The 25,458-nt window shown below is 68.1% G+C and carries 19 protein-coding genes; 8 read left to right on the plus strand and 11 right to left on the minus strand.

Annotated elements, in window-relative coordinates:
• Positions 1–89 precede the first annotated feature (89 nt).
• Entirely contained in the window at positions 90–1,235 is a 1,146-nt protein-coding gene (locus ACSSV8_RS11065; RefSeq protein ID WP_454282458.1) for a pyridoxal phosphate-dependent aminotransferase, read from the minus strand.
• 61 nt (positions 1,236–1,296) lie between these two features.
• Between ACSSV8_RS11065 and ACSSV8_RS11070 the strand changes: the two genes are divergently transcribed.
• Positions 1,297–2,628: a M48 family metalloprotease gene (locus ACSSV8_RS11070; protein WP_454282459.1), complete on the plus strand. Its 1,332-nt coding sequence runs from the start codon at positions 1,297–1,299 to the stop codon at positions 2,626–2,628.
• A gap of 5 nt (positions 2,629–2,633) precedes the next feature.
• The gene (locus ACSSV8_RS11075; RefSeq protein WP_354537342.1) at positions 2,634–3,380 is read left to right on the plus strand and encodes a DsbA family protein; all 747 of its coding nucleotides are present in this window, start codon (positions 2,634–2,636) and stop codon (positions 3,378–3,380) included.
• 6 nt (positions 3,381–3,386) lie between these two features.
• Here ACSSV8_RS11075 and ACSSV8_RS11080 read toward each other — a convergent pair whose 3' ends face one another.
• From ACSSV8_RS11080 to ACSSV8_RS11095, 4 genes are read right to left on the minus strand one after another with little or no spacing between them, the layout of a single operon-like run.
• The gene (locus tag ACSSV8_RS11080; RefSeq protein ID WP_454282460.1) at positions 3,387–4,694 is read right to left on the minus strand and encodes an HlyC/CorC family transporter; all 1,308 of its coding nucleotides are present in this window, start codon (positions 4,692–4,694) and stop codon (positions 3,387–3,389) included.
• Positions 4,695–4,747: 53 nt separating this feature from the next.
• The gene (locus tag ACSSV8_RS11085; protein ID WP_454282461.1) at positions 4,748–5,680 is read right to left on the minus strand and encodes a site-specific tyrosine recombinase XerD; all 933 of its coding nucleotides are present in this window, start codon (positions 5,678–5,680) and stop codon (positions 4,748–4,750) included.
• The gene (locus ACSSV8_RS11090) at positions 5,677–7,194 is read right to left on the minus strand and encodes a hypothetical protein (RefSeq protein ID WP_454282462.1); all 1,518 of its coding nucleotides are present in this window, start codon (positions 7,192–7,194) and stop codon (positions 5,677–5,679) included. The genes ACSSV8_RS11085 and ACSSV8_RS11090 overlap by 4 nt, the downstream gene beginning before the upstream one ends.
• Positions 7,181–7,330 carry a hypothetical protein gene (locus ACSSV8_RS11095; RefSeq protein ID WP_354537338.1) on the minus strand — a complete coding sequence of 50 codons (150 nt, stop codon included), beginning with the start codon at positions 7,328–7,330 and terminating at the stop codon, positions 7,181–7,183. The genes ACSSV8_RS11090 and ACSSV8_RS11095 overlap by 14 nt, the downstream gene beginning before the upstream one ends.
• Before the next feature lie 111 nt (positions 7,331–7,441).
• Here ACSSV8_RS11095 and ACSSV8_RS11100 point away from each other — a divergent pair, with 111 nt between their 5' ends.
• Positions 7,442–8,002, plus strand: a complete 561-nt coding sequence (locus ACSSV8_RS11100; protein ID WP_454282463.1) for a shikimate kinase — start codon at positions 7,442–7,444, stop codon at positions 8,000–8,002.
• Positions 7,999–9,105: a 3-dehydroquinate synthase gene (aroB, locus tag ACSSV8_RS11105; RefSeq protein WP_454282464.1), complete on the plus strand. Its 1,107-nt coding sequence runs from the start codon at positions 7,999–8,001 to the stop codon at positions 9,103–9,105. The genes ACSSV8_RS11100 and aroB overlap by 4 nt, the downstream gene beginning before the upstream one ends.
• A 25-nt stretch (positions 9,106–9,130) precedes the next feature.
• On the opposite strand, the gene arsB is transcribed toward aroB, so the two are convergent.
• On the minus strand, positions 9,131–10,183 hold the full coding sequence (gene arsB / locus ACSSV8_RS11110; protein ID WP_354537335.1) for an ACR3 family arsenite efflux transporter: 1,053 nt from the start codon (positions 10,181–10,183) through the stop codon (positions 9,131–9,133).
• 126 nt (positions 10,184–10,309) lie between these two features.
• Positions 10,310–11,557 carry a tyrosine--tRNA ligase gene (gene tyrS, locus ACSSV8_RS11115; protein ID WP_454282465.1) on the minus strand — a complete coding sequence of 416 codons (1,248 nt, stop codon included), beginning with the start codon at positions 11,555–11,557 and terminating at the stop codon, positions 10,310–10,312.
• 63 nt (positions 11,558–11,620) lie between these two features.
• On the opposite strand from tyrS, the gene ACSSV8_RS11120 reads away from it, so the two are divergent.
• From ACSSV8_RS11120 to ACSSV8_RS11135, 4 genes are all read left to right on the plus strand, one after another.
• The gene (locus ACSSV8_RS11120; RefSeq protein ID WP_454282466.1) at positions 11,621–12,742 is read left to right on the plus strand and encodes an anhydro-N-acetylmuramic acid kinase; all 1,122 of its coding nucleotides are present in this window, start codon (positions 11,621–11,623) and stop codon (positions 12,740–12,742) included.
• Complete coding sequence (locus tag ACSSV8_RS11125; RefSeq protein WP_454282467.1) at positions 12,726–13,466, plus strand: maleate cis-trans isomerase family protein; 741 nt, start codon at positions 12,726–12,728, stop codon at positions 13,464–13,466. The genes ACSSV8_RS11120 and ACSSV8_RS11125 overlap by 17 nt, the downstream gene beginning before the upstream one ends.
• 24 nt (positions 13,467–13,490) lie before the next feature.
• Positions 13,491–14,633 (plus strand): trans-sulfuration enzyme family protein, encoded by a 1,143-nt coding sequence (locus ACSSV8_RS11130; protein WP_454282468.1) that lies wholly within the window; start codon positions 13,491–13,493, stop codon positions 14,631–14,633.
• Between the two features lie 158 nt (positions 14,634–14,791).
• Positions 14,792–15,127 (plus strand): aspartate aminotransferase, encoded by a 336-nt coding sequence (locus tag ACSSV8_RS11135; RefSeq protein WP_454282469.1) that lies wholly within the window; start codon positions 14,792–14,794, stop codon positions 15,125–15,127.
• Here the strand turns inward: ACSSV8_RS11135 and ACSSV8_RS11140 are convergent.
• From ACSSV8_RS11140 to ACSSV8_RS11155, 4 genes are all read right to left on the minus strand, one after another.
• Positions 15,121–19,356, minus strand: a complete 4,236-nt coding sequence (locus tag ACSSV8_RS11140; RefSeq protein ID WP_454282470.1) for a translocation/assembly module TamB domain-containing protein — start codon at positions 19,354–19,356, stop codon at positions 15,121–15,123. The genes ACSSV8_RS11135 and ACSSV8_RS11140 overlap by 7 nt on opposite strands.
• A gap of 1 nt (position 19,357) precedes the next feature.
• Entirely contained in the window at positions 19,358–21,163 is a 1,806-nt protein-coding gene (locus ACSSV8_RS11145; protein WP_454282471.1) for an autotransporter assembly complex protein TamA, read from the minus strand.
• Positions 21,164–21,247: 84 nt separating this feature from the next.
• A complete protein-coding gene (locus ACSSV8_RS11150) occupies positions 21,248–24,346 on the minus strand; it encodes an efflux RND transporter permease subunit (RefSeq protein ID WP_454282472.1) in 3,099 nt (1,032 codons plus the stop codon).
• The gene (locus ACSSV8_RS11155; protein ID WP_454282473.1) at positions 24,343–25,452 is read right to left on the minus strand and encodes an efflux RND transporter periplasmic adaptor subunit; all 1,110 of its coding nucleotides are present in this window, start codon (positions 25,450–25,452) and stop codon (positions 24,343–24,345) included. The genes ACSSV8_RS11150 and ACSSV8_RS11155 overlap by 4 nt, the downstream gene beginning before the upstream one ends.
• Positions 25,453–25,458 lie beyond the last annotated feature (6 nt).

The raw sequence follows: 25,458 nt of genomic DNA on the forward strand, positions 1-25,458 counted from the left end.
TCCTTTCGGTCATGTCTTGGCCAAGCCTCACGATAGCGCCGGCAAATGGCGCTTTTTGGCAATGTATGTGGCAGGAATGTGGCAGCGGTTCAGCCGCGTGCGGCCATGAAGGCGGCAAGGCGTGCCAGCCCTTCCTCGATATCGGCGGTGCTGCGCGCATAGGAAAAGCGCAGCGTGCCCGCGCCGCGCGCAGGGTCGAAATCAAGCCCCGGCGTCACCGCCACGCCTGCCTTGTCGAGAATCTCGGCGGCCAGCGCGCGGCTGTCATCGGTCAGGTGGCGCACATCCGCATAAACGTAAAACGCCCCGTCGGGTGGCGCGATCCGGTCGAACCCGGCCTTTGGCAGCCCGTCGAGCATAAGCGCGCGATTGGCGCGGTAGACGGCCATGTTGCCCTCCAGCTCTTCGGTGCAGTCCATCGCGGCAAGCGCCGCGATCTGGCTGGCATGGGGCGGGCAGATGAAAAGATTCTGCGCCAGCCGCTCGATGGTGCGGACATGGTCCTCGGGCACCACCATCCAGCCGATGCGCCAGCCGGTCATGGAGAAATACTTGGAGAAGGAATTGATCACGTAACAGTCGTCGGTGATCTCGAGCGCGCTTGTCGCGCGGCCCTCGTAGGTGATGCCGTGATAGATCTCGTCGCTGATGAAGGCCGCGCCCCCGGCTTGCGCGGCACCGATCAGCGCGGCGAGCGCGGTCCGGTCGAGCATGGTGCCGCTCGGGTTGGCGGGGCTGGCCACCAGCAGCCCGGCCAGATCGCGGCCCGTCAGATCGCCTGGCGCGGGTTGCAGGCGGTTTTCCGCCGAGGTCTCGATATCCACCGCCACCAGATCGAGCGCGCGCAGGATCTGGCGATAGCTGGGATAGCCCGGCGCGCCGATGCCGACGCGCGCACCGGCGTCGAACAGGGCCGTGAACGCAAGGATGAACGCCCCCGACGAGCCGGGTGTCACCACCACGCGCGCCGGGTCGAGATCGACGCCATGCCAGTCGCGGTAGTGCCTTGCGATGCGCGCGCGCAACTCGGGCAGGCCAAGCGCCACGGTATAGCCAAGCGCGCCCGCCTCCATCGCAGCGGCCAGCGCCGCGCGCGCGCCTGCGGGCGCGGGCGTGCCGGGCTGGCCCACCTCCATGTGGATGATGCGCCGCCCCGCCTCTTCGGCGCGGCGCGCGGCCTCCATGACATCCATGACGATGAACGGATCAACCTTGGATCGGCGGGCCGGACGCATTACATTCCTCCTCACGGCAGGGGTTGCGACCCCGTTTCACTGGGAAAGGCGGTCAAGGTCAATGCTCAGCCTGCGCATATTCGCGGCCCTCCTGGTTCTGAGCCTGACCGCCGCGGCCCCGGCCCGCGCCATAACCCTGCTGCGCGATCCCGATATCGAGCACGCGATGCGCACTCTTGCGGCCCCTATCCTGCGCGCGGCGGGTCTCAGCCCCGAGCGGGTGAGCATCCTCATCATCGACGCGCCCAGCCTCAATGCCTTCGTGGTCGATGCCGATCATATCTTTCTGCATTCCGGTCTCGTCCAGCGCATGGAGACCCCGGCGATGCTGCAGGCGGTGATTGCGCATGAGGCTGCGCATATCGCCAACGGCCATTTGATGCGCCGCCCGATCCATCTGCGCGATGCCCGCAACGCCGCGGTGCTTGGCACGATCCTGGCCGGGATAGCGGGGGCCGCGACCGGCAATGCCGCGCTTGGGGCCGGGGCGGCGGCGGGGGCGCAGGGGGCCGCGATGCGGGGGTTCTTCGCCCATACCCGCGCCGAGGAGAACGCCGCCGACGAGAGCGGGATGCGCTTCATGTTGCGCGCAGGTGTCGACCCGCGCGGCGCGGTTCAGGTCATGGACCTTTTCGCCGGTCAGGAATCGCTCTCGCTCACGCGGCAGGACGCTTATGCGCAGACGCACCCGCTGTCGCGTGACCGGGTGCGGCGCATCCGGGCGCTGGCCGAGGCGCAGGCCTGGCGCGCCGAACCGGATCGCGAGGCGGACTACTGGTTCGCGCGCGCCAAAGGCAAGCTTTCGGCGTTTCAGCGCGATCCGAAATGGACGCTTGCCCGCGCCGGTGACTCGGGCTTCGAGGATGTCAAGCTGATGCGGCAGGCGGTGGCGCATCACCGGCAGGCCGATCTCAGGCGCGCGCTCGCGGCGATTGACGGGGCCATTGCCCTGCGACCGAAGGACGCCCATTACCACGAATTGCGTGGCCAGATCCTGATCGAGAGCCGCCAGATCAAGCCCGCCGTGGCCGCCTATGCCCGCGCCACCAATCTCGATGCGCGCAATGCGCTCGTTCTCGGGGCCTATGGGCGTGCGCTGCTGGCTGACGGTCAGGTGCGCGAGGCCGCGAAGGTTCTGGAAAGCGCGCGCGCCCGCGACGGGCGGGATTTCCGCGTGTTGCGGGATCTGGCACAGGCCGAGGCACAGCTTGGCAATAACGGCATGGCCTCTGTCCTCACCGCCGAGCGTTACGCCCTGGCGGGCCGCCTGAAGGACGCGCAAATCCATGCCGAGCGCGCCTCGGGTCTTTTGCCGCAGGGCTCTCCCGGCTGGCGTCGCGCGCAGGATGTGCTACACGCGGCCGAGACCGCAGAGAACGGGAGAAAGAGATAGTGACCATGCGCTTCAGTCTGACCGCCGCCATCGTCGCCCTGGGCACCGCGCTGCCCGCGCAGGCGCTTGATCTGGGAAACCTTGCCGACACCGAGCGCGATGCGCTGCGCGCGGAGATCCGCGCCTACCTGCTGGAAAACCCCGAGGTGATCATGGAGGCCGTCGCCGTGCTCGAAGAGCGGCAGGCCGCCGGTGAGGCCGCCGCCGACGTGGAACTGGTGCGCGCGAATGCCGATGCGCTCTTTGGCGCGCCGGGCGATTGGGTGGGCGGCAACCCCGAGGGCGATATCACGCTGGTCGAATTCATGGATTACCGGTGCAGCTTTTGCCGCCGCGCCCATGACGAGGTGGAGGGGCTTCTGGCGGCGGACGGCAATATCCGGTTCGTTCTCAAGGAATTTCCGATCCTCGGGGAAGAGTCCGTCGCGGCCTCGCGCTTTGCCATTGCCACGAAACGGGTGGCGGGCGACGCGGCCTACAAGTCGGTGCATGATGCGCTCATGAGCTATAACGGCGCGATGAACGCGGCCGGCTTTACCCGGCTGGCCGATGCGCTTGGCCTCGACGCCAACGCGATCATCACCGAGATGGAGACCGACGAAGTGACCGAGGTCATCGCCGCCAATCACGCGCTGGCGCAGCGGTTGCGGATCAACGGCACGCCCGCCTTCGTCATGGATGACCACATGCTGCGCGGTTTCCTGCCGCAGGACCAGATGCAGGCCATTGCCGACGAGATCCGCAACAACTAGCGCCGCTCAGAGCCTGCGGATCTTGAGCCGGGTCAGGCGGTTGTCCTTGCGTGATATCACCTGAAACCGGAAGCCGTGGAAGATGAACACCTGGTCCACCGCCGGGATCATCTGCGCCTCGTGGATCACGAGGCCCGCGACGGTGTTGGCCGCCTCATCGGGCAGCGACCAGTCCAGCGCGCGGTTGAGGTCGCGGATCGTCATGGCCCCGTCGATGAGGTAATCGCCCTCGGGTGTGCGGCGCACCATGTGATCGGCGACGGCATCGAACTCGTCGACGATCTCGCCCACGATCTCTTCGAGGATATCCTCCAGCGTGATGAGGCCCTGAAGCGCGCCGTATTCGTCCACCACCAGCGCGAAATGGCTGCGCATCCGCAGGAATTGCCGCATCTGGTCATCGAGGGTGGTGGTTTCGGGCACGAAATACGGCTTGCGCGCGATGCTGCGGATGTCGAATTCCGCCAGCGCCGCCGCGCCCTTGCCGCTCTCGCTCACCAGCTTGTGCATGGCGCGCAACAGATCCTTGGCATGAACCACGCCGATGATGTTGTCGTGATCGTCCTGATAAAGCGGCAGACGGGTGTGATTGCTCTTGAGGCATTGATCAAGGATCGACTGCGGCTCGTCGCCCGCGTCGATCATCTCGATCCGCGAGCGGTGGAGCATGATCTCCTCGACCGCGCGTTCGCCCAGATCGAGCGCGCCGAGGATGCGGTCGCGGTCCTCCTTTTCCACAACGCCTTCGGATTGGCCAAGATAGAGCGCGCCCGCGATTTCCTCGCGCACGGCAAGGATATGGCTGTCGGGATCGGCCTGCACGCCGACACAGCGCAGGATCAGCCGCACGAACCAGCGCACCGCGCTCACCATCGGGTTGAACACGCGGATCACCCAGACGATGAGCGGCGCGGTGCGCGCGGCGGCGGTCTCGGCATTGGTGATGGCATAGGTCTTGGGCAGCACCTCGGCGAAGATCAGCACCAGAAGCGTCATGACCAGCGTCGCCAGCGCCACGCCGCTCTCGCCGAAGAGCCGGGTAAAGAGCGCGGTGGCCAGCGACGCGGCGAGGATGTTGACAAGGTTGTTGCCCAACAGAACCGAGCCGATCAGCCGCTCGTTGTCCTCGGTGATGATGAGCGCGGTTTCGGCCCCCTTTGATCCCTTCTCCGCCTGCGCGCGCAGCTTGCCCCGCGAGGCCGCGGTCAGCGCCGTCTCGCTGCCCGAGAAGAACCCCGACAGCACCAGAAGCCCGAGTATCGACCCCACGGTCATCCAGAAAGTGAGGTCAAGCGCCGTGCCGGTCGCATCCATCCGTTGAAATCCTTTGTTTCATGGGGTGGTTATGGGGTGTCTCACGCGCGTGTTCAAGGCTCTGACCTATCGGTTCGGGGGACGCGGGCAAGCGGGTGATGTTCTTCCACGAGCGCGCGCAGGCGGGCGTCGAGCACATGGGTGTAGATTTCGGTGGTGGCGACATCGGCATGGCCCAGAAGCGTCTGGATCACCCGCAGATCGGCCCCGCCCGCCAGAAGATGCGTGGCGAAGGCGTGGCGCAACCGGTGCGGCGTGACCTGCGCGGGATCGACCCCGGCGGCCACTGCGATTTCCTTGATCAGCCCGTAGAAGCGGTGGCGCGTGAGATGCCCCGCCTTGCCGCCCGAGGGGAAAAGATGGGGTGAGGCCGCGCGCGCCTTGTCGGTATCGCGCGCGCGCAACCAGTCATCGAGCGCGGCGCGGGCAGGCGGCGACAGGGGCACCAGCCGCTCCTTGCCGCCCTTGCCGCGCACCAAGAGCATCTCGGGGCGGCCGCGCGCCGCCGCGACCGGCAGTTCCACCAGTTCGCTCACCCGCATCCCGGTGGCATAAAGGAGGCTGACAAGGGCCGCGTTGCGCGCCCGCTCCGCAGCGCCGCGTCCCACCGTCGGCGCGCCGGCCAGCAGCCGCTCGACCTCGGCCACGCTCAGCGTGCCGGGCAGGTGACGCATACGGCCCGGCCCCCTGAGCCGGATGGCCGGGTTGTCGGCGCGCCAGCCCTCCTCGACGGCGAAGCGGTAGAATTGCCGGACAGAGGACAGCCGCCGCGCCCGTGTCGATTTCGCCAGCCCCTCGGCATCGCAGGCGACGAGGTAGGATTCCACATCGCCTTGACTGGCCGTCAGGAGCGCGCCGCCCCGCCGCGCGAGCCAGCCCGCGTAATCCTTGAGGTCGCGGCCATAGGCCAGAAGGGTGTTGCGCGCAGCCCCAAGGTCGGCGGCCTGTGCCTCTAGGAAGGTGGCGATTCGGGTCCCGTCGGTCATCTCGACGGGCCAAGGAGCAACAGCTGAAGGGCGGCGCGGCGCGCGGTGTCCTCCAGCCCCACGGCGCGCAGCGTGGCAAGGGCCGCGCGCGTGGCCGAAGGGGCCGTGCGGACGGCGGCGGCGTCAAGCTGCGTGGCGGCGGCAAGGATCGCCTCGCCCAGTCGCCCGCCGTCGATCAGGGCGCGGTGTTCGGGGGCGGGGGCGGTGCTGGCAAAGGCGTCTACAATCGCGCTTTCGAGCGGGGTCACGGCGTCGCCTGCCTGTGGTTTGCCGCGGGCCAGTCCGGCCAGCAGCCTCTGGCGTGGCGTGGAGGGGGGCAGGATGTCTGTCGCGCGCTCGTAACGGGCCGACAGCGCCACGATTTCAGAGGCGAGGGGACGCGTGGCCGTGGCAAGGGGGGCGGCAAGCAGGCGCTCGGCGAAAATCTCGCCCAGCACGGCTTGCAGCCGCACCTCCTGCGCGGCGGCCCATGCCGCGGGCAGGGCGCGGGCCAGCGTCTCGGGCTGGCCCGCGTCAAGCGCCGCATCGAGCGCCTGAATGGCACCGACCCGCTCCCACACACCGCCCGAGGCGGCGCGTTTGCGCGCGGTATAAAGCCCGAAAAGCCGCGCCCCGGCGACGGCCCCGGTCTCGGCCAGCCGTTCGGCGGCCTCGATCTCGGCCTTCCAGCCCGCCGTGCCGCGCAGATCGGCCATGGCGAAGTCGCGTGGCAGATCGCGCGTGCCAAGCGGCGCGCCGATCGCCTCGAAAAGGCGGAAACGCAGCGGCGTCATCGGGCTGGGCGGCTCTGGCGGATCGATGTCGTCGATCAGCTCCGGCTCGAGGAAAAGCGCCAGCAGGGTCACATCCGCCTCATCAAGCGTGCCCGTCGCCTCGGCCCCGTGCAAAATCAGGGCCGCCGTCTCCCAATCCCCCGCGCGCGCGAGGCAGTAGATACGCTTGCCCGCGTCGCGGCTCAGATGGGGGGCGCGGGCGAGGGCTGCGCAGGCCGGATCCTCGCCGCCTTCCAGCAGCGCCAGATCGAGCCAGGCATCAAAAAGCGCGGGCGTGTTGCCACCCGCGCGTTCTACCAGTGCGAGCGCGGGTTCCACCGCCCCGAACCGGCGCAGCGCGGCAAGGCGCGCATTGAGAAAGCGCGCTTGCGGTCCGGTGTCGGGGGGCGGGTCCGCCTCGGTCAGCAAAAGCGTGTAATAGAGCGCCTGAAGCGCCGGCAAAGGGCGTTCCGGCAACCGGTTCAGATACCCGGTCAGGGCCGCGGTCGTGCTGTTTTGCCAAAGCGTTGTCGGCAAGCCGGTGACCGCGGCCGGCAACAGGCCGACAGCATCGGCGCGCGGCGCATCGAGTGCCGTGACGGAGACATCGGGCACGTCTGCCCCCTCGGACACGGGCGGCCCTTGCGGGGTCACGGTCACGGTCGGGGCTTCTGTCAGCCAGTCGATGGCCGAGAGCGGCGCTTGCGCCATGGCCATGCCGCCCCAGAGCACGGCGGCAAGCGCGCTGCTACTTTGCCTCAAGGGTGACATCTTGCCGGATCTCGGTCTGCGATGGTGCGAAATCCGCCCCGAAGAAAGGGCCGATATAGGCATAGGCCGTGAGTGCGATCACAGCCAGAACCGCGAGGTAAATCAGCCATTTGATGAGCCGAAACATAAGGTATCCTGCCTGTTTGCCCTGTGATTTTCGCTCACATATAACTGGCATTCCCGACAATATCACGCCATTGAGGAAAAAACTTCGCAAACAGGCAGGGGAGCGCCGAGCGTGGCGGCTTGCACGGGCTGGAAACTGAAGAAATCCGTGGTCCTTGTCGGGATGATGGGCGCGGGCAAGACTGCCGTGGGCAAGGCGCTTGCGGCCCGCCTTGGGGTTCCCTTCATCGATTCCGATGCCGAGATCGAGAAGGCCGCGAACATGACGATCGCCGAGATATTCCAACGCGATGGCGAGGAGTTCTTTCGCCGTCGCGAGACCGAGGTGATCGACCGGTTGCTGGAGGCCCATTGCGGGATCCTCTCCACGGGGGGCGGTGCGTTTCTGGCCGAGCGCAACCGGCGGCTGATGTCGCAAAAGGGCGTATCGGTCTGGCTCGACGCCGATCTCAATTTGCTGTGGTCGCGCGTGAAGGGCAAGAATACCAGGCCTTTGCTGCGCACGCCTCAACCACAAGAGACGCTGCGCGAGATTTACGAGGCGCGCGCGCCGATCTATGCGCAGGCCGATCTGCGCGTCAGGGCGGATCCCGATTACACGATCGAGGCGATGGCGGCGCGGGTCGCCGAGGCATTGGCCACGCGGCCCGACATTCTGGAGAAGGTGACATGATCGAAACGGTGCATGTGGGGCTGGGCGAACGGGCCTATGATGTGGTGATCGGGCCGGGCCTTCTGGGGCAGGCCGGGGCACGTATCGCGCCGCTTCTGCGGCGGCCCCGCGTGGCGGTGGTCAGTGATGAGACGGTGGCGAAGCTGCATTTAGGTTCGTTCATTAATGGACTGAAAAATAATGATATATCATGTTCGTGCCTGACGCTGCCACCCGGCGAGGCTACGAAATCCTGGCCGCATCTGGAACGGGTCGTGGCGTGGCTTCTGGACGAGAAGATCGAGCGCGGCGACATGGTCGTGGCGCTTGGCGGCGGGGTGATCGGCGATCTTGTGGGGTTTGCTGCCGCGATCCTGCGGCGAGGGGTGCGCTTCGTGCAGGTGCCGACGAGCCTTCTGGCGCAGGTGGACAGTTCCGTTGGCGGCAAGACCGGGATCAATGCGCCACAGGGCAAGAACCTCATCGGGGCGTTTCATCAGCCGTCGCTCGTTCTGGCCGATACCGAGGTGTTGGGAACGCTGAGCGAACGGGACTATCTGGCGGGTTACGGCGAGGTGGTGAAATACGGACTTTTGGGCGACCGTCAATTTTTTCAATGGCTTGAAAGCAATGGATCACGCGCCGCCGCGGGCGATATGGCGGCGCGCATCCATCTTGTGAAACGCTCGGTCGAGATGAAGGCCGAGATCGTCGTGCGCGACGAGACCGAACAGGGCGACCGCGCGCTTCTCAACCTCGGCCATACATTCTGTCATGCGCTGGAGGCCGCCACACACTACGACGGGGCGCGGCTCTTGCATGGCGAGGGGGTGGCGATCGGGTGTGCGCTGGCGTTTTCGCTCTCGGCGCGGCTGGGGCTTTGCTCTCAGGAAGAGCCGAGCCGGGTGCGCGCCCATCTGTGCGACATGAAGATGAAGGTTGATCTGTCTGATATCGACGGAGAGTTGCCGGATAGTGACCATCTGGTCCGCCTTATGGGTCAGGACAAGAAGGTGGTGGACGGGACGCTGCGATTCGTGCTGGCGCGCGGGATCGGCGCGGCTTTCGTGACCTCGGACGTGCCCATCGAGGCGGTGCGAGAGGTGCTGGAGGCGGCGCGCTGACAGGGCGGCACGGGCGCGCTTCCGCTCAGCCCGGAAACCAGTGCCGCGTGCGGTTGGCGAAGGCCACGAGCGAGAGCATGACCGGCACCTCCACCAGCACGCCGACCACGGTGGCCAGCGCGGCACCCGATCCGAGACCGAAAAGGCTGATGGCGACGGCGACCGCGAGTTCAAAGAAATTCGACGTGCCGATGAGCGCGCAGGGCGCGGCGACGTTGAAGGGCACGCGCCATGCGCGGGCAAGACCGTAGGCGACAAAGAAAATGCCGTAACTCTGCAGGAGCAGCGGCACGGCGATGAGCACGATGACAAGGGGCCGGTCGAGGATCACTTGACCCTGAAAGCCGAAGAGCAGCACCACGGTCACAAGCAGGCCGATGACGGTGACGGGCTTGACGCGCGCGCGAAATGCCTCGACGGCCGGTTCGCCGCCCTGCTGCATCAGCCGGTTGCGGATGGCGATGCCGGCGGCGAGCGGAATGAGTATGTAGAGCAGCACCGACAAGAGCAGTGTCTCCCACGGCACGGCGATATCGCTCACGCCAAGCAACAGCGCCACGATGGGCGCGAAGGCAAAGACCATGATCACGTCGTTCACGCTGACCTGCACCAGCGTATAGGTGGCATCGCCGCGCGTAAGCTGCGACCAGACGAAAACCATGGCGGTACAGGGCGCGGCTCCCAGCAGGATGAGGCCCGCGAGATAGGCCTGCGCCTCCTCGGGCGGAATCAACCCGGCAAAGACATGCCGGAAGAAGAGCACGCCGAGTGCTGCCATGGTGAAGGGCTTGATCAGCCAGTTGACGGCGAGCGTGATGACAAGGCCCTTGGGCCGCTCGCCCACCTGCCGCAGCGCGCCGAAATCAACGCCCACCATCATCGGAAAGACCATCGCCCAAATGAGCAGCGCCACGGGCAGGTTGACGCGGGCGATCTCGGCAGCGGCGAGGGTCTGAAAGAGGCCGGGAACAAGATTGCCGAGCGCCACCCCCGCCGCGATGGCCAGCGCCACCCAGAGCGAGAGCCAACGCTCGAAGGCTCCCATGCCGCCGGGGGTATCCGAGGTGTGATCGGTCATGGCAAGAGGGATATGCCCGCAAGGCGGGGGCTGCAAGCGGGAGACTGCGACGTTTCGGTGACGGGAGCCGAAGTCTTGAAAAGACTTCGGTCCGATTTCTTTGGAAGAAATCGGCGTGCGCGCGGGTCAGTGGGCGCGCTTCACCAGCGCGTGGCGCTTCTTGCCCGCCGAGAGCTTGATCGGTGTGGCGAGGGCTGCGGCGTCGAGGATCAGGCCCGCATCGGTAAGCGGCGAATCGTCGAGCCGCGCGCCGTTCTCGGCAATGAGGCGCTTGGCCTCCTTGCCGGTTTTGGCCAGCCCCGCGCGCACGATGAGTTGCACGATGGAGAGGCCGGCCGCGAGCTCTTCGGGTGTGATCTCGACGGTGGGCAGATCATCGCCCACGCCGCCCTTCTCGAACACCTCGCGCGCTGTGGCCTCGGCGGCCTTCGCGGCCTCGGTGCCGTGCAAAAGCGTTGTCACCTCGTTGGCCAGAATGATCTTGGCCGCGTTGATCTCGGACCCTTCAAGCGCGCCAAGACGCTCGCACTCCTCGACCGGCAATTCGGTGTAGAGCTTGAGGAAGCGACCGGTATCGGCATCGGTCGTGTTGCGCCAGAACTGCCAGAATTCGTAAGGGCTGAGCAACTCGGCGTCGAGCCAGACGGCCCCGCCTGCCGATTTGCCCATCTTGCGCCCGTCCGATGTGGTCAAAAGCGGCGAGGTCAGCCCGTAGACCCCGGCGTCGAGCACGCGACGGGTGAGGTCGATGCCGTTGACGATATTGCCCCATTGATCCGAGCCGCCCATCTGGAGCACGCAGCCGTGGCGGCGGTAAAGCTCCAGAAAATCGTAGGCTTGCAGGATCATGTAGTTGAATTCGAGAAAGCTCAGCGATTGTTCGCGGTCGAGGCGGGATTTCACCGACTCAAAGGACAACATCCGGTTGACCGAGAAATGCCGCCCGATGTCACGCAGGAAATCGAGGTAGTTCAGCCCGTCAAGCCATTCGGCATTGTTGAGCATGAGCGCGCCGTCCGCCCCGTAGGAGAGGTAGCGCGCAAAGACGCGGTTCATGCCCGCGATATTGGCGTCGATCTGGTCCGGGCTGAGCAGCGGGCGTTCGTCCGAGCGGAACGAGGGATCGCCCACCTTGGTCGTGCCCCCGCCCATCAGCGTGATCGGCTTGTGCCCACATTTCTGCAGCCAGCGCAGCATCATGATGTTGAGAAGATGCCCGACATGGAGCGATTTCGCCGTCGCATCATAGCCGATATAGGCCGTCACCGTGCCTGCGCGCAGCGCCGTATCGAGGGCTTCGAGATCGGTGCAATCGGCGAGATAGCCGCGCGCCTGCATGATATGCAGGAAATCCGATTTCGGGCGATAGGTCATGGTGCTTGTCCTGTCTGCGATTGCGCGGCATGTATAGGCAGTCGTGGGGCGAAGGAAAAGGCCATGTTGAAGGTGGGGCGGGCGTGGGCCTTGGGGGCGATGTCGGGGACGTCGCTGGACGGGGTGGACGCGGCCATGATCGAGACCGACGGGCATGAGATCTTCGCCTTTGGCCCCGTCGCCTATCGCGCCTACGCGCCCGAGGAGGCGGAGGTCTTGCACAGAGCGCGCGGGTGCTGGCCCGGCGCGCCCGAGGTGGCCCGCGCGGCGGCGGTGGTGGAGGCCGCGCATATCGAGGTGTTGCGCGGCTTTGACGGCGCGGCGCTGGTGGGATTTCACGGCCAGACGCTGGCGCATGAGCCGCAGGGGCGCGGCACGCACCAGGCCGGGGACGGTGCGCGGCTGGCGGCGGCGCTCGGCCTGCCGGTGGTCTGGGATTTCCGCAGCGCCGATGTGCGGCTGGGGGGCGAGGGCGCGCCCCTGGCGCCGTTTTACCATTTCGCCTGTGCGCGGTGGATCGGGGCCACGCGACCGCTGGCCTTTCTCAACCTCGGCGGTGTCGGCAACCTGACATGGGTCGATCCGCGTTGCACCCGGCCCGAGGACGACGGTGCGCTGCTGGCTTTTGATACCGGGCCGGCCAATGCGCCGATCAACGACCTCATGCGCGCGCGCTGCGGCGAGGGGTATGACCGCGACGGCGCGCTGGCGCGGCGGGGCCGGGTTGCGCAAGGCGCGCTGGAGCTGTTTCTGGACGAGCCGTATTTCATGCGGATGCCTCCCAAATCTCTTGACCGCGATGCGTTTGCAGAGATGATCGCATTGGTGGGGGAGTTGAGCGATGCGGATGCGGCGGCGACGCTGACGGCGATGGCGGCCTCGGCGGTCATGCGCGGGATCGAGCATTGCCCCGAGCCGCCCGAGCGGGTGCTGGTCTGTGGCGGCGGGCGCAGGAACCCGGTGATGATGGCGATGCTGGGCGCGGCGCTTGATTGTTCGGTGGGGCCGGTCGAGGATGCAGGACTTGATGGCGACATGCTCGAGGCGCAGGCCTTTGCGCATCTCGCGGTGCGGGTGGCGCGGGGGCTGCCCACGTCCTGCCCCGGCACAACGGGCGTGCGGGCGGCGGTCTCGGGCGGGATCATCAGCAGGCCGGAGGGGGGGCACCATGACGTTCGCGCTTGACGACGGTCCGGGGGACGGGCTGCAACTGGGCCTCATCGTGCTGAGCACCGATACAGGGCTTGAATGGGAGGCGCGGACGGTCTTTGCCGGACGCCCCGCCCATGTGCTGCACACGCGTATTCCGGCGCGCGATCACGTCACGCCCGAGGATCTGGGCCAGATGGCACCCGCGCTGACGCGCACGGCGGCGCTGTTGCCGCAGGGGCTGCGCGCCGTGGGCTATGGCTGCACTTCGGGCGCGACGGTGATCGGACCAACGGAGGTTGCGGCCCGCGTGTCAAAGGCGCATCCCGGCACGCCGGTGACCGATCCGCTCAGCGCCGTGATCGCGGCGCTCGGTGCGCTCGGGGTGCGCCGGATCGGCATGGTATCGCCCTATGTCGCGCAGGTCACGGCACCGATGGAGGCGGCCCTGGCGGCGGCGGGGATCGAGGTGGTGGCCGCCAAAAGCTTTGGCGAGAGCGAGGACCGGATCGTGGGGCGCATCCCCGAGGCCGCCACGCTGGCGGCGATCGGCGAGGTCGGGCGCGAGACGGGCGTCGAGGCGGTCTTTGCCAGTTGCACCAATCTGCGCAGCATGGGCGTGATCGACGAAGGCGAGGCGATGTTGGGCCGTCCGGTGATCAGCTCGAACCAGGCACTGTTCTGGCACATGCTGCGATTGGCCGGTATGGGCGAGAGAGCGGCGGGCTGGGGGCCGGGGCGGCTCTTTTCCATGACATAACAACAAGAAAAGGACCGGGACGGGATGACTGGCGAGAATTGGAGACCCGCGACCATCGCGGCGCAGGCGGCAGGGGCGACCGAGGCCGAAACGGGGGGCGTGGTGCCGGGGATCAGCCTTGCCACCACCTATCTGCGGGGCGAGGATTACGGGCTGCTGCGCCCCGAGAATGTCTATGGCCGCGACCACAACGCCACGGTGCGGCAGGCCGAGGAGGTGATCCGGCGGCTTGAGGGCGCGGCGGCGAGCCTGCTCTTTCCGAGCGGAATGGCCGCGGTGGCGGCGGTGTTCCGGGCGCTGCCCTCGGGCGCGCGGGTGGTGATGCAGACCGGCATCTACTGGGGCACGCTGAAATGGGTGCGCGATTATTGCGTGCGGCGCGCGATCCTGCTCGACGAGGTGGAGGCAAGCGATGCGGGCGCGCTGGCCGAGGCGTGCCGGTCCTCGGCCGACATGGTCTGGATCGAGACGCCGTCGAATCCCTGGCTGCGCACGGTCGATATCGCGGCGGCGGCGGGCATGGCGCACAAGGCGGGTGCGGTGCTGGTTGTGGATGGCACGGCGGCGACGCCGGTGCTCACGCGCGCGCTCGATCTCGGCGCGGATATTTCGATGCATTCGGGCACCAAGGCGCTGAATGGTCATTCGGACGTGCTGGCAGGTGTTCTGTCGTGCCGTGAGCCGTCGCTGCCGATGTGGGCCGAGATTGCCACGGACCGGCACGACGCGGGGAGCATCATCGGGCCGTTCGAGGCGTGGCTGTTGATGCGGGGGATGCGGACCCTGCCTTTGCGGGTGGAGCGGATGTGCGCAAGCGCGCTGGCGCTGGCCGCCTGGCTCGAGGCGCATGACGGCGTGGAGGCGGTTCTGTATCCCGGCCTCGCGCGTCACCCCGGGCATGACGTGGCGGCCCGGCAGATGACGGGCGGCTTTGGCTATCTGATGTCTTTCCTGGTCCGGGGCGACCGGGCGCGCGCGCTGGAGGTGGTGGGGCGGCTGAGGCTCTTTCACCGGGCCACCTCGCTGGGCGGGGTCGAGAGCCTGGTCGAGCATCGCCACACGATCGAGCCGCATACCGGGATCCCGGAAAACCTGATCCGGCTGTCGGTGGGGATCGAGGACATGAGCGATCTGCGCGAGGATCTGGCACAGGCGCTGGCGGGGTAGCGAGGAGATACCGCGCCCGGTCGCGGGGTCACACGACGGGGGGTGGCGAGGGGGTGGGGCACCCACCACCCCCGACGCATCCGCAATGCCGTCGAAATCCGGTATTTCCCCGACTTCTGTTAACTTCGAATTCACTCTTCCCCGGTCATGCGGGCTCCATGCAAAACCGCAACTCACCCCTCTCTCCCGAAGTCTGGTTGCACGACCTGTTCGCGTCCAGGGCGGTTCAGCAGGGCGGTGTGATCCGGCGCAAGGCCCGCGTTATCGAGCGGTTCGTCGGCATGGCGCGCTTCATGGCCGAGATCCGTCGGCGTGGCTATCAGGTGGCGGAGAACTCGGGGCAGATCGTGATCTTCTGCAACCGCGCGCCGGTGCGGTGGCTCACGCCGGGGGCGGCACCGATTTCTTCCAAAGAAATCGGTCCGAAATCTTTTCGAGATTTCGGGGGCCTGCGCGCGCAGATCGGAGAGGGCCGCAGCGGTGATCCTCAGTAATCGCGTTCGAAGAAGATGCCGATGCCGCTGTCGCCATCGTTGGAGGCCCCGCCCTTCACGGTAAGCGAGCCGGTGAGGTCAAGGTTGAGGTTGATGCGCTGCTTGCCCGCGCTGTCGGCGGTCACCTCGGTATAGACCTTCTCGGAGATATAGGCCCCCGCGCTCACTTGTGTGTCGCCATCGGCGGTCTGGCTTACGTCGAGATCGGCCAGCCCCAACCCGCCGCGCAGCCGCCCCACCAGATCGCCGCCGCCGCCCGAGAGCGTGGCCACCGCCGAGGCGAGCTGCGCCGCCTGCAAGGGCGAGATATCGTCAAGCCCGCGTCCAAAGATGAGCCGCGCGACGATTTCTTCCTGCGGCAGGTCCGGGTTTGAGGCGAACGTCACTTCGGGGGCGCTGGCCAGCCCCTCGATGATCACCTGCACATCGGTGCTGTCGATCTCGGTCTCGGCCACGAAGCGGAGCCACGGATCGAGCGAGCCTTGCATGGTCACGCGCCCCTCGGTGAGGGTGAGGCGTTTGCCGAGAATGTCGAGGCGACCGCGGCGCAGTTCGAAAAAGCCCGCAGGCGAGACATCGGCCGAGGTGCCGCCGATGCGCAGCCGCCCGCCAAGCTCGGCATCGAGGCCACGCCCGCGCACGAAGATGCGCGCGGGCGCGTTGATCGCAAGATCGAGCGGGAAGGCCCGGCGCGGGGTGCTGGCGGTTGCGTCTTTCAGCAGGCCCGCGCGTTCGCGCGTGAGCCGGGAGGCGGCGCTTTCGTTGACATGGCGCAGGTCGGGCAGCGAGACAGAGGCGGGTCCAAGCCCCGAGGGGATACGGATATTGGTTTCCTCCAGCGTGATATCGCCGCCGATGCGCGCGCCGCCGGTCAATGGGCCGTTGAGCGTCACCGTGCCATTTGCCGTGGTGGTGTAAATCAGCCGGTCGCTGAGCACCGTGCCAAGAAGCGCCACGGTCAGATCGCCCGTGTATTCGGGGACAAGCGAGACCGGGCCGGTGATGCGCACCGTGCCGCCGTCGCGCAGGCGGGCCGTGACATCGGTGATGGCGCGGGATTGGCCAAGCGTGGCGCTGCCGCTCAGATCGTCGATGGCCAGCCCCGCATCGGGGAGCGAGACCTGTGTGCCCGAGGTCTGCACCGTGCCCGAAAGTGCGGCGAGCGCGGGCGCGCCCTGCGCGCGGAGGTCAAACTCGGCGGTGCCCGAAAGGGCATTGGGCTGGATGAACCGGTTGACGAGGGCAAGCGGCAGGCGCCCCGAGGTGGCAAGGTCGAGCCGCGCGCCATGGTCGAGCACATCGCCCGAGACGCGCGCGGTGGTGCCGGCCGGCCCCGTGGCGTCGAACGCGAGGGTGACGCGGCGCGCCTCGGGACCCGCAAGCGTGGCCGTGCCGCGCGCGGCGAGGGGGCCGGGAAACTCGGGCAGGAAAAGCCCGAGATCGGCCAGGCGTGCGTCAATCGTCACCGGCCCGCCCGCGCCATCGCCGCGCGCATCGAGCGTCAGTTGCGGCGTGGCAAGGCGGATCTCGGTGATCCCGATGCGCTCGGGCGTGCGGCCCGCATCGGCGCTCAGGTCAAGCTGACCGGCGATGAGGCGGTCGAGATCGGCGATGCCGGTGGCAAGGTCGCGCCCCGCGAGGGTGGTCTTCACGCGCAGGCTCTCGCCTTCGCCGGAGCCTTCGGCCTGCACATCAAGCCTGCCGCGCAGACGCTGACCCGAGAGGGCGTTGAAGCGGGCAAGATCGGCCACGCGCGCGGTGAGCGTGCCGGTGGCGGCGGGTGTCTCGGGGTTGACGGTGCCGGTGGCGGCGAGGGTGGCACCCATGGCCTCGGCCTCAAGGGCCGTCAGGGTGATCGTGCCGTCGGCGTCGCGGGCAACGGTGCCCTTGGCGCTGCCCGCGCCCGAGAGGCGCGCATCGAGCGGGGAGAGGTCCGTGAGGGCCGCATCGAAGGTGACTTCGCCGGTCTGCGCTGCGATCCCGCCCGCACCCGAGGCGGTCAGGCGGATCTTGTCATAGCTGAGACGCAGCGCGTGCAGCGTCGTCGTCGTGCCGTCATGGGCGGCGTCGACCGAAAGCGCACCGGCGCTGGCGATGAGCGGGTCAAGCTGGGCGATGCCGAGGGCAAGGCCGGTGCTGCGCGCGTCGAGCGTGATCGCGCCGGTCCGATCCTCGATCACGCCTTGTCCTGCAAGCGTGGCGTCGATTCGGCCCTTGAGCGGCTGGCCGGTCAGCGCGGCGAAGCGCGCAAGATCGGCCACCTCCGCCGTGAGGCGCCCCGCAACGGGCAGGCCGGGCACCTCGGGCGAGAGCGTGCCGGTCAGATCGAGCGCGGCCCCCATGGCCGTGACCTTGAGGCCCGAGAGCGTCACATCGCCCCCGGCCTGCCAGCCCACATCCCCCGCCACGCGCGCAGGCCCGTCAAGCCGACGGTCAGCAAGGCCGAGATCGCGCAGCGCGGCGCTGATGCCGAGTGCGCCGCTCTGGCCCGAAAGGCGGCCCTTGGCAGTGCCGGTAAACTCGGCGTTCTCGATGCGCAACCGGTCGAGCGTCGTGCCGGTGATGTCGCGCCGCGCGGCAAGCGAAAGGGTGCCGGGCGGCGCGATGAGCGGGTCAAGCTGCGGGATGCCAAGCGCAAGGCGGTCTGTCTCGGCGGTGATCGTGAGGTCGAAATCGCCGCCCAGAAGCGAGCCGGAGCCGACAATTGCCGCGCTGGCGCGGCCTTCGAGCGGCTGGCCCGAGAGCGGGGCAAAGCGCGCGAGGTCCTCGGCGCTGAGGGCCACACGGCCCTTGACCGGAAATCCCTCCGACAGGGCGGCAAATTCGGCGGAGCCGGACAGCGTGGCGTCGCCCGCGCTGGCGCGGAAGGCGCGCAGGATGAGCGGGTGGTTCTCGCGCCAGTCCACCGTGGCATGGCCGGTGAGGGTGGAGCCTATCGCTTCGGCCAGCGCCGGGTCGGCGGGGATGAGGCCGTCAAGCGTGATCTCGGTGAGCGCGGTGACGCCGCGTGGCGGTGTGCGCGTGAGCGCGCCACGCGCGCGCAAGGTGGCGGTCTCAAGGCGCAGATCGGGTTGGCTGAGGCCCGAAATCATCGCCTCGGCGCGCCAGCGGTCGCCGCGCGCGGCGTCATAGCGCGCGGTGAGGGTCGCGCCGGTGATCTCTGTGGGCGGGTCGGTCACGGGCAGGCGCACGGGCGCTTGGCCATTGCCGATTTCGCCTGTGAGGTCAAACCGTTCGGGCCAGTTCGCCGCGTCGAGGGCAAGCTTGCCCTCAAGCTCGAATTGCGCCGCCGAGAGCGACAGGCGCTCGATTTCCGTGCGGCCCGTGGCGGAGCGGCTGCCGGTGAGCACCAGCGCGCTCTGCGGCCCGAAGAAGGGGCGGAACTCTGCGGGTAGGAGCGGGGTGAGATCGCCGTCAATCGTGGCGGAAAAGCGTGCGTCGGCCTCTGCGGGCGCGGTCACGGCGACGCGGCCGGTCAGGCGGTCGGTGCCATCCGTGGCCAGACGGATATCGGCGGCGTAGTCGTCGAGCGGTGCGGTGCCGGTAATGCTCAGCGAGAGCGCGGGTGCGCCGGGCAGGGCGAGGAGCGTGGCGGCGATACCGCCCGGGGCCTCCTCCACCGCCAGATCGAGCGCGAGCACACGGGTCGCGTTGGCAAAGCCCGCCGCCAGCGTGACCGCGCCGCGCCCGTCAAGGCGGCGGGCCTCCAGCGTGGCACTGCCTTCACCGGAGCCGAGCGAGAGCGCGCCGGTAACCGAGAGGCGGATGTCCTCGCCCAGAAGGGGCGCGCCGAGGATCACGGTCTCGGCGGTCAACTCGCCGATATTGATCGAGACGGGGAGTTCGGGCAGCGAGAAAGGCCGCGCCTCGGCGTTCTCGGGCGTGATCTCCGGACCCGGCAGCGGGGCGCGCGCGATCTCGATTTCTTCCGCCGTGAGGCGGTTGACCTCCAACCGCCCGCGCAGGAGCGCCGCGCGCGACCAGTCGAGGGTGACGCCCGAGAGGCGCAGCCAGACGCCTTCGGCGTCGGACATGGTCATTTCGGCCATCGTGGCCTGCGACGAGAGCGCCCCGGCAAAGCCCCGGATGCGCACGTCGCGCCCGGCGGAGGAGAGGTTGTCCTCCAGAAGCCGCTCGAGAAAGCCGCCGCTGTCCTCGTCGCTCTGCTGCGCGGCAAGGGGGGCGGTGAAGAGCGTCAGGAGAAGCGGAACAATGAGGAGTGCGCGCATGTCAGAACGCCTGCCCGATGCCGATATAGATCTCGAACTGAGAGCCTGCATCGCCGTCAAGCGGCGTGGCCAGATCGACGCGGATCGGCCCCACGGCGGTGAGATAGCGCGCGCCGAACCCCGCGCCGCCCTGCCATTCGCCGCGCCCGTTGCCCGCCGCCTCCTCGCCGATGAACCCGGCGTCCGCGAAGGCCACGGCCTGAATGCTCTCGGTCACCATGGTGCGGACCTCTCCCGAAAACCCGAGGAAAGAGCGCCCGCCCACGGTGATGTTGGGCGCCAGATCGACGCCGAGATTCTGATAGCCCTGACCGCGCACCGTGCCCGCGCCCCCCGACCAGAACAGCATGTCGGCGGGCAGGTCGAGGAAATCGCCGCCCGCCACACTGCCCAGTTGCGCGCGCCCCGCCAGTGTGACGCGCCGCGCCTCGCCGAAGGTGAGGTAATCGCGCAGATCGACGAAAAAGCGGCTGCCGGCGCTGCCCTTGTCGGGGCTGACAAAGGGCGTGGCGGACAGATCGAGATAGAGGCCGCGCGTGGGGTTGAGCGGATCGTCACGCCGGTCCCAGGTCAGGCGCGCGGGCAACAGGATGTGCGACAGCGTTCGCGTGCCCAGATCGTCGCTGATTTCCGAATACCGAAAGGTGATCCCCGCCTCGCCCGAGAGCGTGTCCGAGAAGATATGCGTGAGGCCGCCGCCGATCTCGGCCTTGCGCTCGCTGTAATCGGGTTCGTTGTTGTCCTCGAGATTGAACATCAGGAAGGCCCCGGTATCGGGGGTGAAGGTGGCGGGCCGGTCGAGCCGCGCGCCAAGGCGGAAATCCTCGCCCCCCGAATCGCCGCCGATCCCGCCGATGAGCGCGTCGATACGCAGCCGTTCGGCCCCGCCCAGAAGGTTGCGATGCAGCCAGAAGCCCGAGAGCGTGATGCCTTCGGAGGAGGAAAGCTCTGCGCCCACGCCGATGCGGCGGGGTTCTGCGTCGCTCACGCGGGCCTCGATGTCGAGCGTGCCGTCGGGATTTGGCGCGTCGGCCTCGGTCAGGCGGACCGATCGGAACGCCCCGGTGCGGCGCAGCCGGTTGGCGGATTTGTCAAGCAAGGCAGGCGAAAAGGTCTCTCCCGTGGGCAGGCCCGCGATGGCGCGGATGCGCTCCTCGCGCACGCGGCTGGGGGTCAGCCCGCGCCGGATTTGCAGATCGCCGAAGCGCAGGCGCGGGCCGGGGGCAAGGGCGATGGCCGCATCGAGCGTGGCGCGGGCATGGTCGGCCACGATGTCCTGACCGGCCACGGCGGCCTTGGCGTGGCCCGCATCGCGCCAGCCGGTGACACCCGCGCGCGCCGCCGAACCGATGAGCGTGCCGCGCGCATCCGCGCCGGGGCGGAACTCGGACGGCAGCGTGGTGGCGGGGGCGAGGGGGGCGACCTCGGCGCGGCCGAAGGTGAAGCGCGGGCCTCGCTCGATGGCGATCTCGATGCGCTGGATCTCGGTCGGGGCGGCGAGGGGCGGAATGCCGGCCGCTTCGCGACCGTCGACGCGGATCGAGATGGTGCTGCTGTAAAACCCCTCGCCGTAAAGCACGCCCAGAAGCCGCGCATAGTCGGCCTGCGCGGCGGCAAGCAGGTCCTGCGCGGTGGCATCTTCCTGTGCGGCGGTGGCAATGCTGAGCGAGCCGCTGCGCAGGGTGGTGTTGAACGCCTTGGAGGCACCGGGCACCCCGAGGCGCACCTCGGCCGCCAAAGCGGGCAGGGTGGCGAGGCCAAGGGCTGCCACCGCGATAAGACCCGTTTTCGCGAGAGACACCCGCATGACACACCCCCCGGCAGACCCCGTCAGTCTATCGCATCCGGGCGCGGAAATGGCCAGAGCGGGGACGGCACAACCGGCGGAAAATCACTCTGCCGGATGGGCAGTGGCGGAAAGCTCGGCCTCGAGCGCCTTTTCGATTGCGCCGCGCGGACGGGTGAAGCGCGCAAGCAGATCGTAGAGGATCGGCGTGACGAAGAGCATCAGCAGCGACGCAAGCCCCAGCCCGGCGATGATCACCGTGCCGACGGCGATGCGGCTCTCGGCCCCCGCGCCGGTCGCAAGCACCAGGGGCAGCGCCCCGAGGATGGTGGAAATGGCTGTCATCATGATGGGACGCAGGCGCAGTACCGAGGCCTCGATCACCGAGTCGCGCACCGATTGCCCCTCGTCGCGCAACTGATTTGCAAACTCGACGATCAGGATGCCGTTCTTGGCGATGAGGCCGATCAGCAGGATGATCCCGATCTGGCTGTAGACATTGAGCGACTGTCCGCCGAGCGCCATGGCATAGATCGCCCCCGCGATGCCGATGGGCACGGTGAGCATGATCACCACCGGGTGCACAAAGCTCTCGAACTGCGCGGCCAGCACCAGATAGACGATGATCAGCGCCAGCACGAACACGACCCCGACCCCGCCCGAGGTATCCTTGTAGGTGCGTGACTGCCCGTCATAGCCAAGCTTTGCCTCCGGTGGCAGGATCTCGGTGGCGATCTCCTCCAGCCGGTCGAGCACCGAGCCCAGTTCGGCATCCGGCGCAAGCGCGCCGGAAAGCTGGATCGAGGGAAGGCGGTCAAAACGCTGGAGCGAGGGGGCGGCGGCGTTCTCGGTCAGCGTCACCAGCGCGCCCAAGGGCACCAGCGTCTCGCCATCGCCTGCGCGCACGAAGATGTTCTCGATATCCGTAGGCGTGCGGCGGTCAGCGATGTCCGCCTGCACCAGAACGGGATATTCGCGGCCGCGGCTGACGAAGGTGGTCACCTCGCGCGAGGCGAGCATGGTTTGCAGCGTGGCCGCGATCACCTCGGCGGATATGCCCAGATCGTCGGCGCGGGCGCGGTCGATGCTGATATCGAGTTGCGGCAGGTTCTGCTCGAAGTTGATCTCGGGGTTCACCAGACCCTCGACCTCTTCGGCGCGGCGCAGCAATTCGCCGGCCCATTCCTTGACGCTGTCGAAATCGGGACCGCCGATCACCACGCGCACGGGCGTGGAGTTGCCGCGCAGGCCCAGCCCGGCGGGCGTCACCGGAAATCCGCGGGCGATCGTGACCCGGCCCATCAGCGGGGCCAGTTCGCCGACGATGGCCGAAACCGGGCGGTCGCGCTCTTCCCAGGGCGCAAGGCGGAACACGACGAAAGAGCGCCAGGGCCGCCCGCCCCAGCCGGTGAAGGAAAACACCGTCTCGACCTCGCCGCTGTCCAGATAGGGTTGCAGCAGGTCCTCGACCTGTTTCGCGGCCATGTCGGAATGCGAGATGGTCGAGCCTTGCGGGGCCGTGAGCGGCACGAAGCCAACGCCGCGATCCTCTCGCGGAGCCAGTTCTCGCGGCAGGCTGTCATAAAAGAAGGCAGCCCCCCCCGTGATGGCGACCGACACCGCCAGCACGACAAGCGGCATGGCGATGGCACGGGTCAGAAGCGCGCGATAGGCGCGCTGGATGAAGGGCGCGCGGCGCGGCGCGGTATCGGCGGCGTCGCGCACGGCGCGCGCGCTCAGCACCTTGGAGGCAAGCGCCGGACAGGCGGTCAGGGCGACGAAGGTGGAGATTGCCACCGTGCCCGCCATGACCCAGCCGAATTCCACGAAGAGCCGCCCGACCTGTCCGGGCATGAACGACAGCGGCACGAAGACCGCGATCAGCGTGAGCGAGGTGGCGATGACCGCGAATGTCACCTGCCGCGATCCCTTGAGGCTGGCCACGATGACCGATTCGCCGTCCTCGATCCGGCGCTGGATATTCTCCAGAACCACGATGGCGTCATCGACCACGAGGCCGATGGCCAGAAGCAACGCCAGAAGCGTCAGCGTATTGAGCGAGAACCCCCACAACCCGATCAGAAGGAATGTGCCGATGAGCGCCACGGGAATGGTGATCGCGGGAATGAGCGTGGCGCGGAGGCTGCGCAGGAAGAGGACGATCACCCCGATGACGAGGGCCAGCGAGATGAAGAGCGCGGTCACGACCTCGCGGATGGAGGCCCCCACGAAAAGCGCGTCATCAGAGCCCACGATGATCCTCATGCCTTCGGGAAGCGTCGGGGCGAGGGTCGCGATCTCGGCGCGCACGGCATTGGAGATGGCCAGCGTGTTCGATTGGCTCTGGCGCAGCACCCACAGGCCCACGGCGTCGGTGCCGTTGGTGCGCACGATGGTGGAGTCGTCTGCCACGCCCGGCTCGATCCGCGCCACGTCACCGAGGCGCACCGGATAGCCCGCCACCCGGTCAAGCACCACCTCGCGGAAATCATCGACGCTGCGCAGACGGCTGTTGAGCCGCACGGTGAGTTGCCGGTTGAAGGATTCCACCTCGCCTGCGGGCAGTTCGACATTGGCGCGCCGCAGCGCCGCCTCGACATCGGCGACGGTCAGGTTGCGCGCGGCCAGCGCGCGCCGGTCAAGCCAGATGCGCACGGCAAAGGGCCGGTCGCCCGCGATATCGACATTGGCCACCCCGTCGAGTGTGGCGATCCGGTCGGCGATGAAACGGTCGATATAGTCCGTGATCTCGGCCGTGGTCATCCGGTCCGAGGTGATGGCAAGCCGCATCACCGGATCGGCATCGGCATCGCTCTTGACCACCTGCGGCTCGTCCGCCTCTTCGGGCAGGTCGCCGCGCACGCGCCCGACGGCGTCGCGCACATCGTTGGCGGCCACGTCGATATCCACGCCCGTCTCGAATTCGATGGTCACCCGGCTGCGGCCCTGACGGCTCTCGGATGTGATGGTGCGGATGCCGGAAATGGAGGCGACGGCCCCCTCCACCGTCTCGGTAATGTCGGTGTCGATCACCTCGGGCGCGGCCCCGCGATAGGTGGTGGTGACGGTGACCACGGAATTGTCCACGTCCGGCAGTTCGCGCACCGGCAGGTCACGCAAGGCGGCGATGCCGAAAATGATGATCAGAAGGCTTGCCACGGCGGCCAGCACCGGGCGGCGCACGGAGATGTCCGAGAGGGTCATGTCGGTTGCTCCGGTGGGTTGGCGCTGCTTTCGGCGGTGGCGTCGCGGTCGCGGGCGACGATGTTGAGAAGCGCGCCGTCGCGCACCCGCGTGAGCCCGCGCACGACCACTTCCTCTCCTGAAACGAGGCCCGAGGTGATCGCGATCACCCCGTCGCCGCGTTGTCCGGTGATGACGGTGCGCCGCCTTGCCACGCCCTCTTCGGCGACGAAAACATAGGTTTGCGCGGCCTCGAACACGATCGCCTCTTCGGGCACGACGGTGTTCTCGGTCTCGGCAAGGACAAGCGTGAGCGACAGGAACATGCCCGCAGGCAGGGTGCTGTCGGGGTTGGGGATCACGGCGCGGGTGCGAAAGGCGCGCCCGACCGGGTCGATGCGGCTGTCGACGGCGGTGATCGTTCCGGTGAAGCTTTGGTCGGGGAAGGCGGCGGCGCGGGCCACGGCAGTCTGGCCTATGCGGACCTGCGCGAAAACCGTCTCGGGGAGAGAGAATTCCACCTCCACCTCGCTCAGGTCGTCAAGCCGGGCAAGCACCTCGCCCTCCGAGACACGCGCGCCGACATCATAGCTCGTCAGCCCCACAACGCCCCCGAACGGCGCCGTGATCACGCGATCGGCAAGACGGCGGCGGGCGCGGTCGGCGGCGGCCTCGGCCTCGGCCACACGGGCGATGGTCTCTTCGAGCGCGGCCTGCGAGACGGCGTTGGTCTGACGCAATTGGCGGATACGGTCCAGCGACTGGCTGCGCTCGGTCAGCACCGCTTCGGCCTGCGCGAGATCGGCGCGTTCGATTGTGTCATCGAGCCGGGCAAGAATCTGGCCCTCGGTCACGCGGGTGCCGGGGGTGATGTTCAATTCCACGAGGCGGCCATCGACCTCGGGGACAATCTCGATCGAGCGCAGCGCGCGGGTGGTGCCCACGGCCTCGATGGTGCGCTGCATGATGCGCGCCTCGGCGCGGGCGAGTTCCACGCTGACCGGGCGCGGCCCGTCCTGCGCGGCGGTTTCGGGTTCTGCGGCATGATGCGTGCGCCAGTAGTCGTAACCGCCATAGCCCGCCCCGGCGAGGAGCATCAGGATCAGGATTTGCTTGAAGAGGGACATTTCCGG

The sequence above is a fragment of the Roseovarius sp. MBR-79 genome (genome assembly GCF_053628555.1).

Bases quoted from the DNA above. Each gene is read 5' to 3' on its own strand.
- ACSSV8_RS11120 (WP_454282466.1), top strand. From the start codon at position 11,621: ATGTTGAAGGTGGGGCGGGCGTGGGCCTTGGGGGCGATGTCGGGGACG.
- ACSSV8_RS11145 (WP_454282471.1), bottom strand. From the start codon at position 21,163: ATGCGGGTGTCTCTCGCGAAAACGGGTCTTATCGCGGTGGCAGCCCTT.
- ACSSV8_RS11135 (WP_454282469.1), top strand. From the start codon at position 14,792: ATGCAAAACCGCAACTCACCCCTCTCTCCCGAAGTCTGGTTGCACGAC.
- ACSSV8_RS11065 (WP_454282458.1), bottom strand. From the start codon at position 1,235: ATGCGTCCGGCCCGCCGATCCAAGGTTGATCCGTTCATCGTCATGGAT.
- ACSSV8_RS11095 (WP_354537338.1), bottom strand. From the start codon at position 7,330: ATGTTTCGGCTCATCAAATGGCTGATTTACCTCGCGGTTCTGGCTGTG.
- ACSSV8_RS11070 (WP_454282459.1), top strand. From the start codon at position 1,297: ATGCTCAGCCTGCGCATATTCGCGGCCCTCCTGGTTCTGAGCCTGACC.
- aroB (WP_454282464.1), top strand. From the start codon at position 7,999: ATGATCGAAACGGTGCATGTGGGGCTGGGCGAACGGGCCTATGATGTG.
- ACSSV8_RS11155 (WP_454282473.1), bottom strand. From the start codon at position 25,452: ATGTCCCTCTTCAAGCAAATCCTGATCCTGATGCTCCTCGCCGGGGCG.
- arsB (WP_354537335.1), bottom strand. From the start codon at position 10,183: ATGACCGATCACACCTCGGATACCCCCGGCGGCATGGGAGCCTTCGAG.
- ACSSV8_RS11080 (WP_454282460.1), bottom strand. From the start codon at position 4,694: ATGGATGCGACCGGCACGGCGCTTGACCTCACTTTCTGGATGACCGTG.
- ACSSV8_RS11130 (WP_454282468.1), top strand. From the start codon at position 13,491: ATGACTGGCGAGAATTGGAGACCCGCGACCATCGCGGCGCAGGCGGCA.
- tyrS (WP_454282465.1), bottom strand. From the start codon at position 11,557: ATGACCTATCGCCCGAAATCGGATTTCCTGCATATCATGCAGGCGCGC.
- ACSSV8_RS11085 (WP_454282461.1), bottom strand. From the start codon at position 5,680: ATGACCGACGGGACCCGAATCGCCACCTTCCTAGAGGCACAGGCCGCC.
- ACSSV8_RS11125 (WP_454282467.1), top strand. From the start codon at position 12,726: ATGACGTTCGCGCTTGACGACGGTCCGGGGGACGGGCTGCAACTGGGC.
- ACSSV8_RS11140 (WP_454282470.1), bottom strand. From the start codon at position 19,356: ATGCGCGCACTCCTCATTGTTCCGCTTCTCCTGACGCTCTTCACCGCC.
- ACSSV8_RS11075 (WP_354537342.1), top strand. From the start codon at position 2,634: ATGCGCTTCAGTCTGACCGCCGCCATCGTCGCCCTGGGCACCGCGCTG.
- ACSSV8_RS11150 (WP_454282472.1), bottom strand. From the start codon at position 24,346: ATGACCCTCTCGGACATCTCCGTGCGCCGCCCGGTGCTGGCCGCCGTG.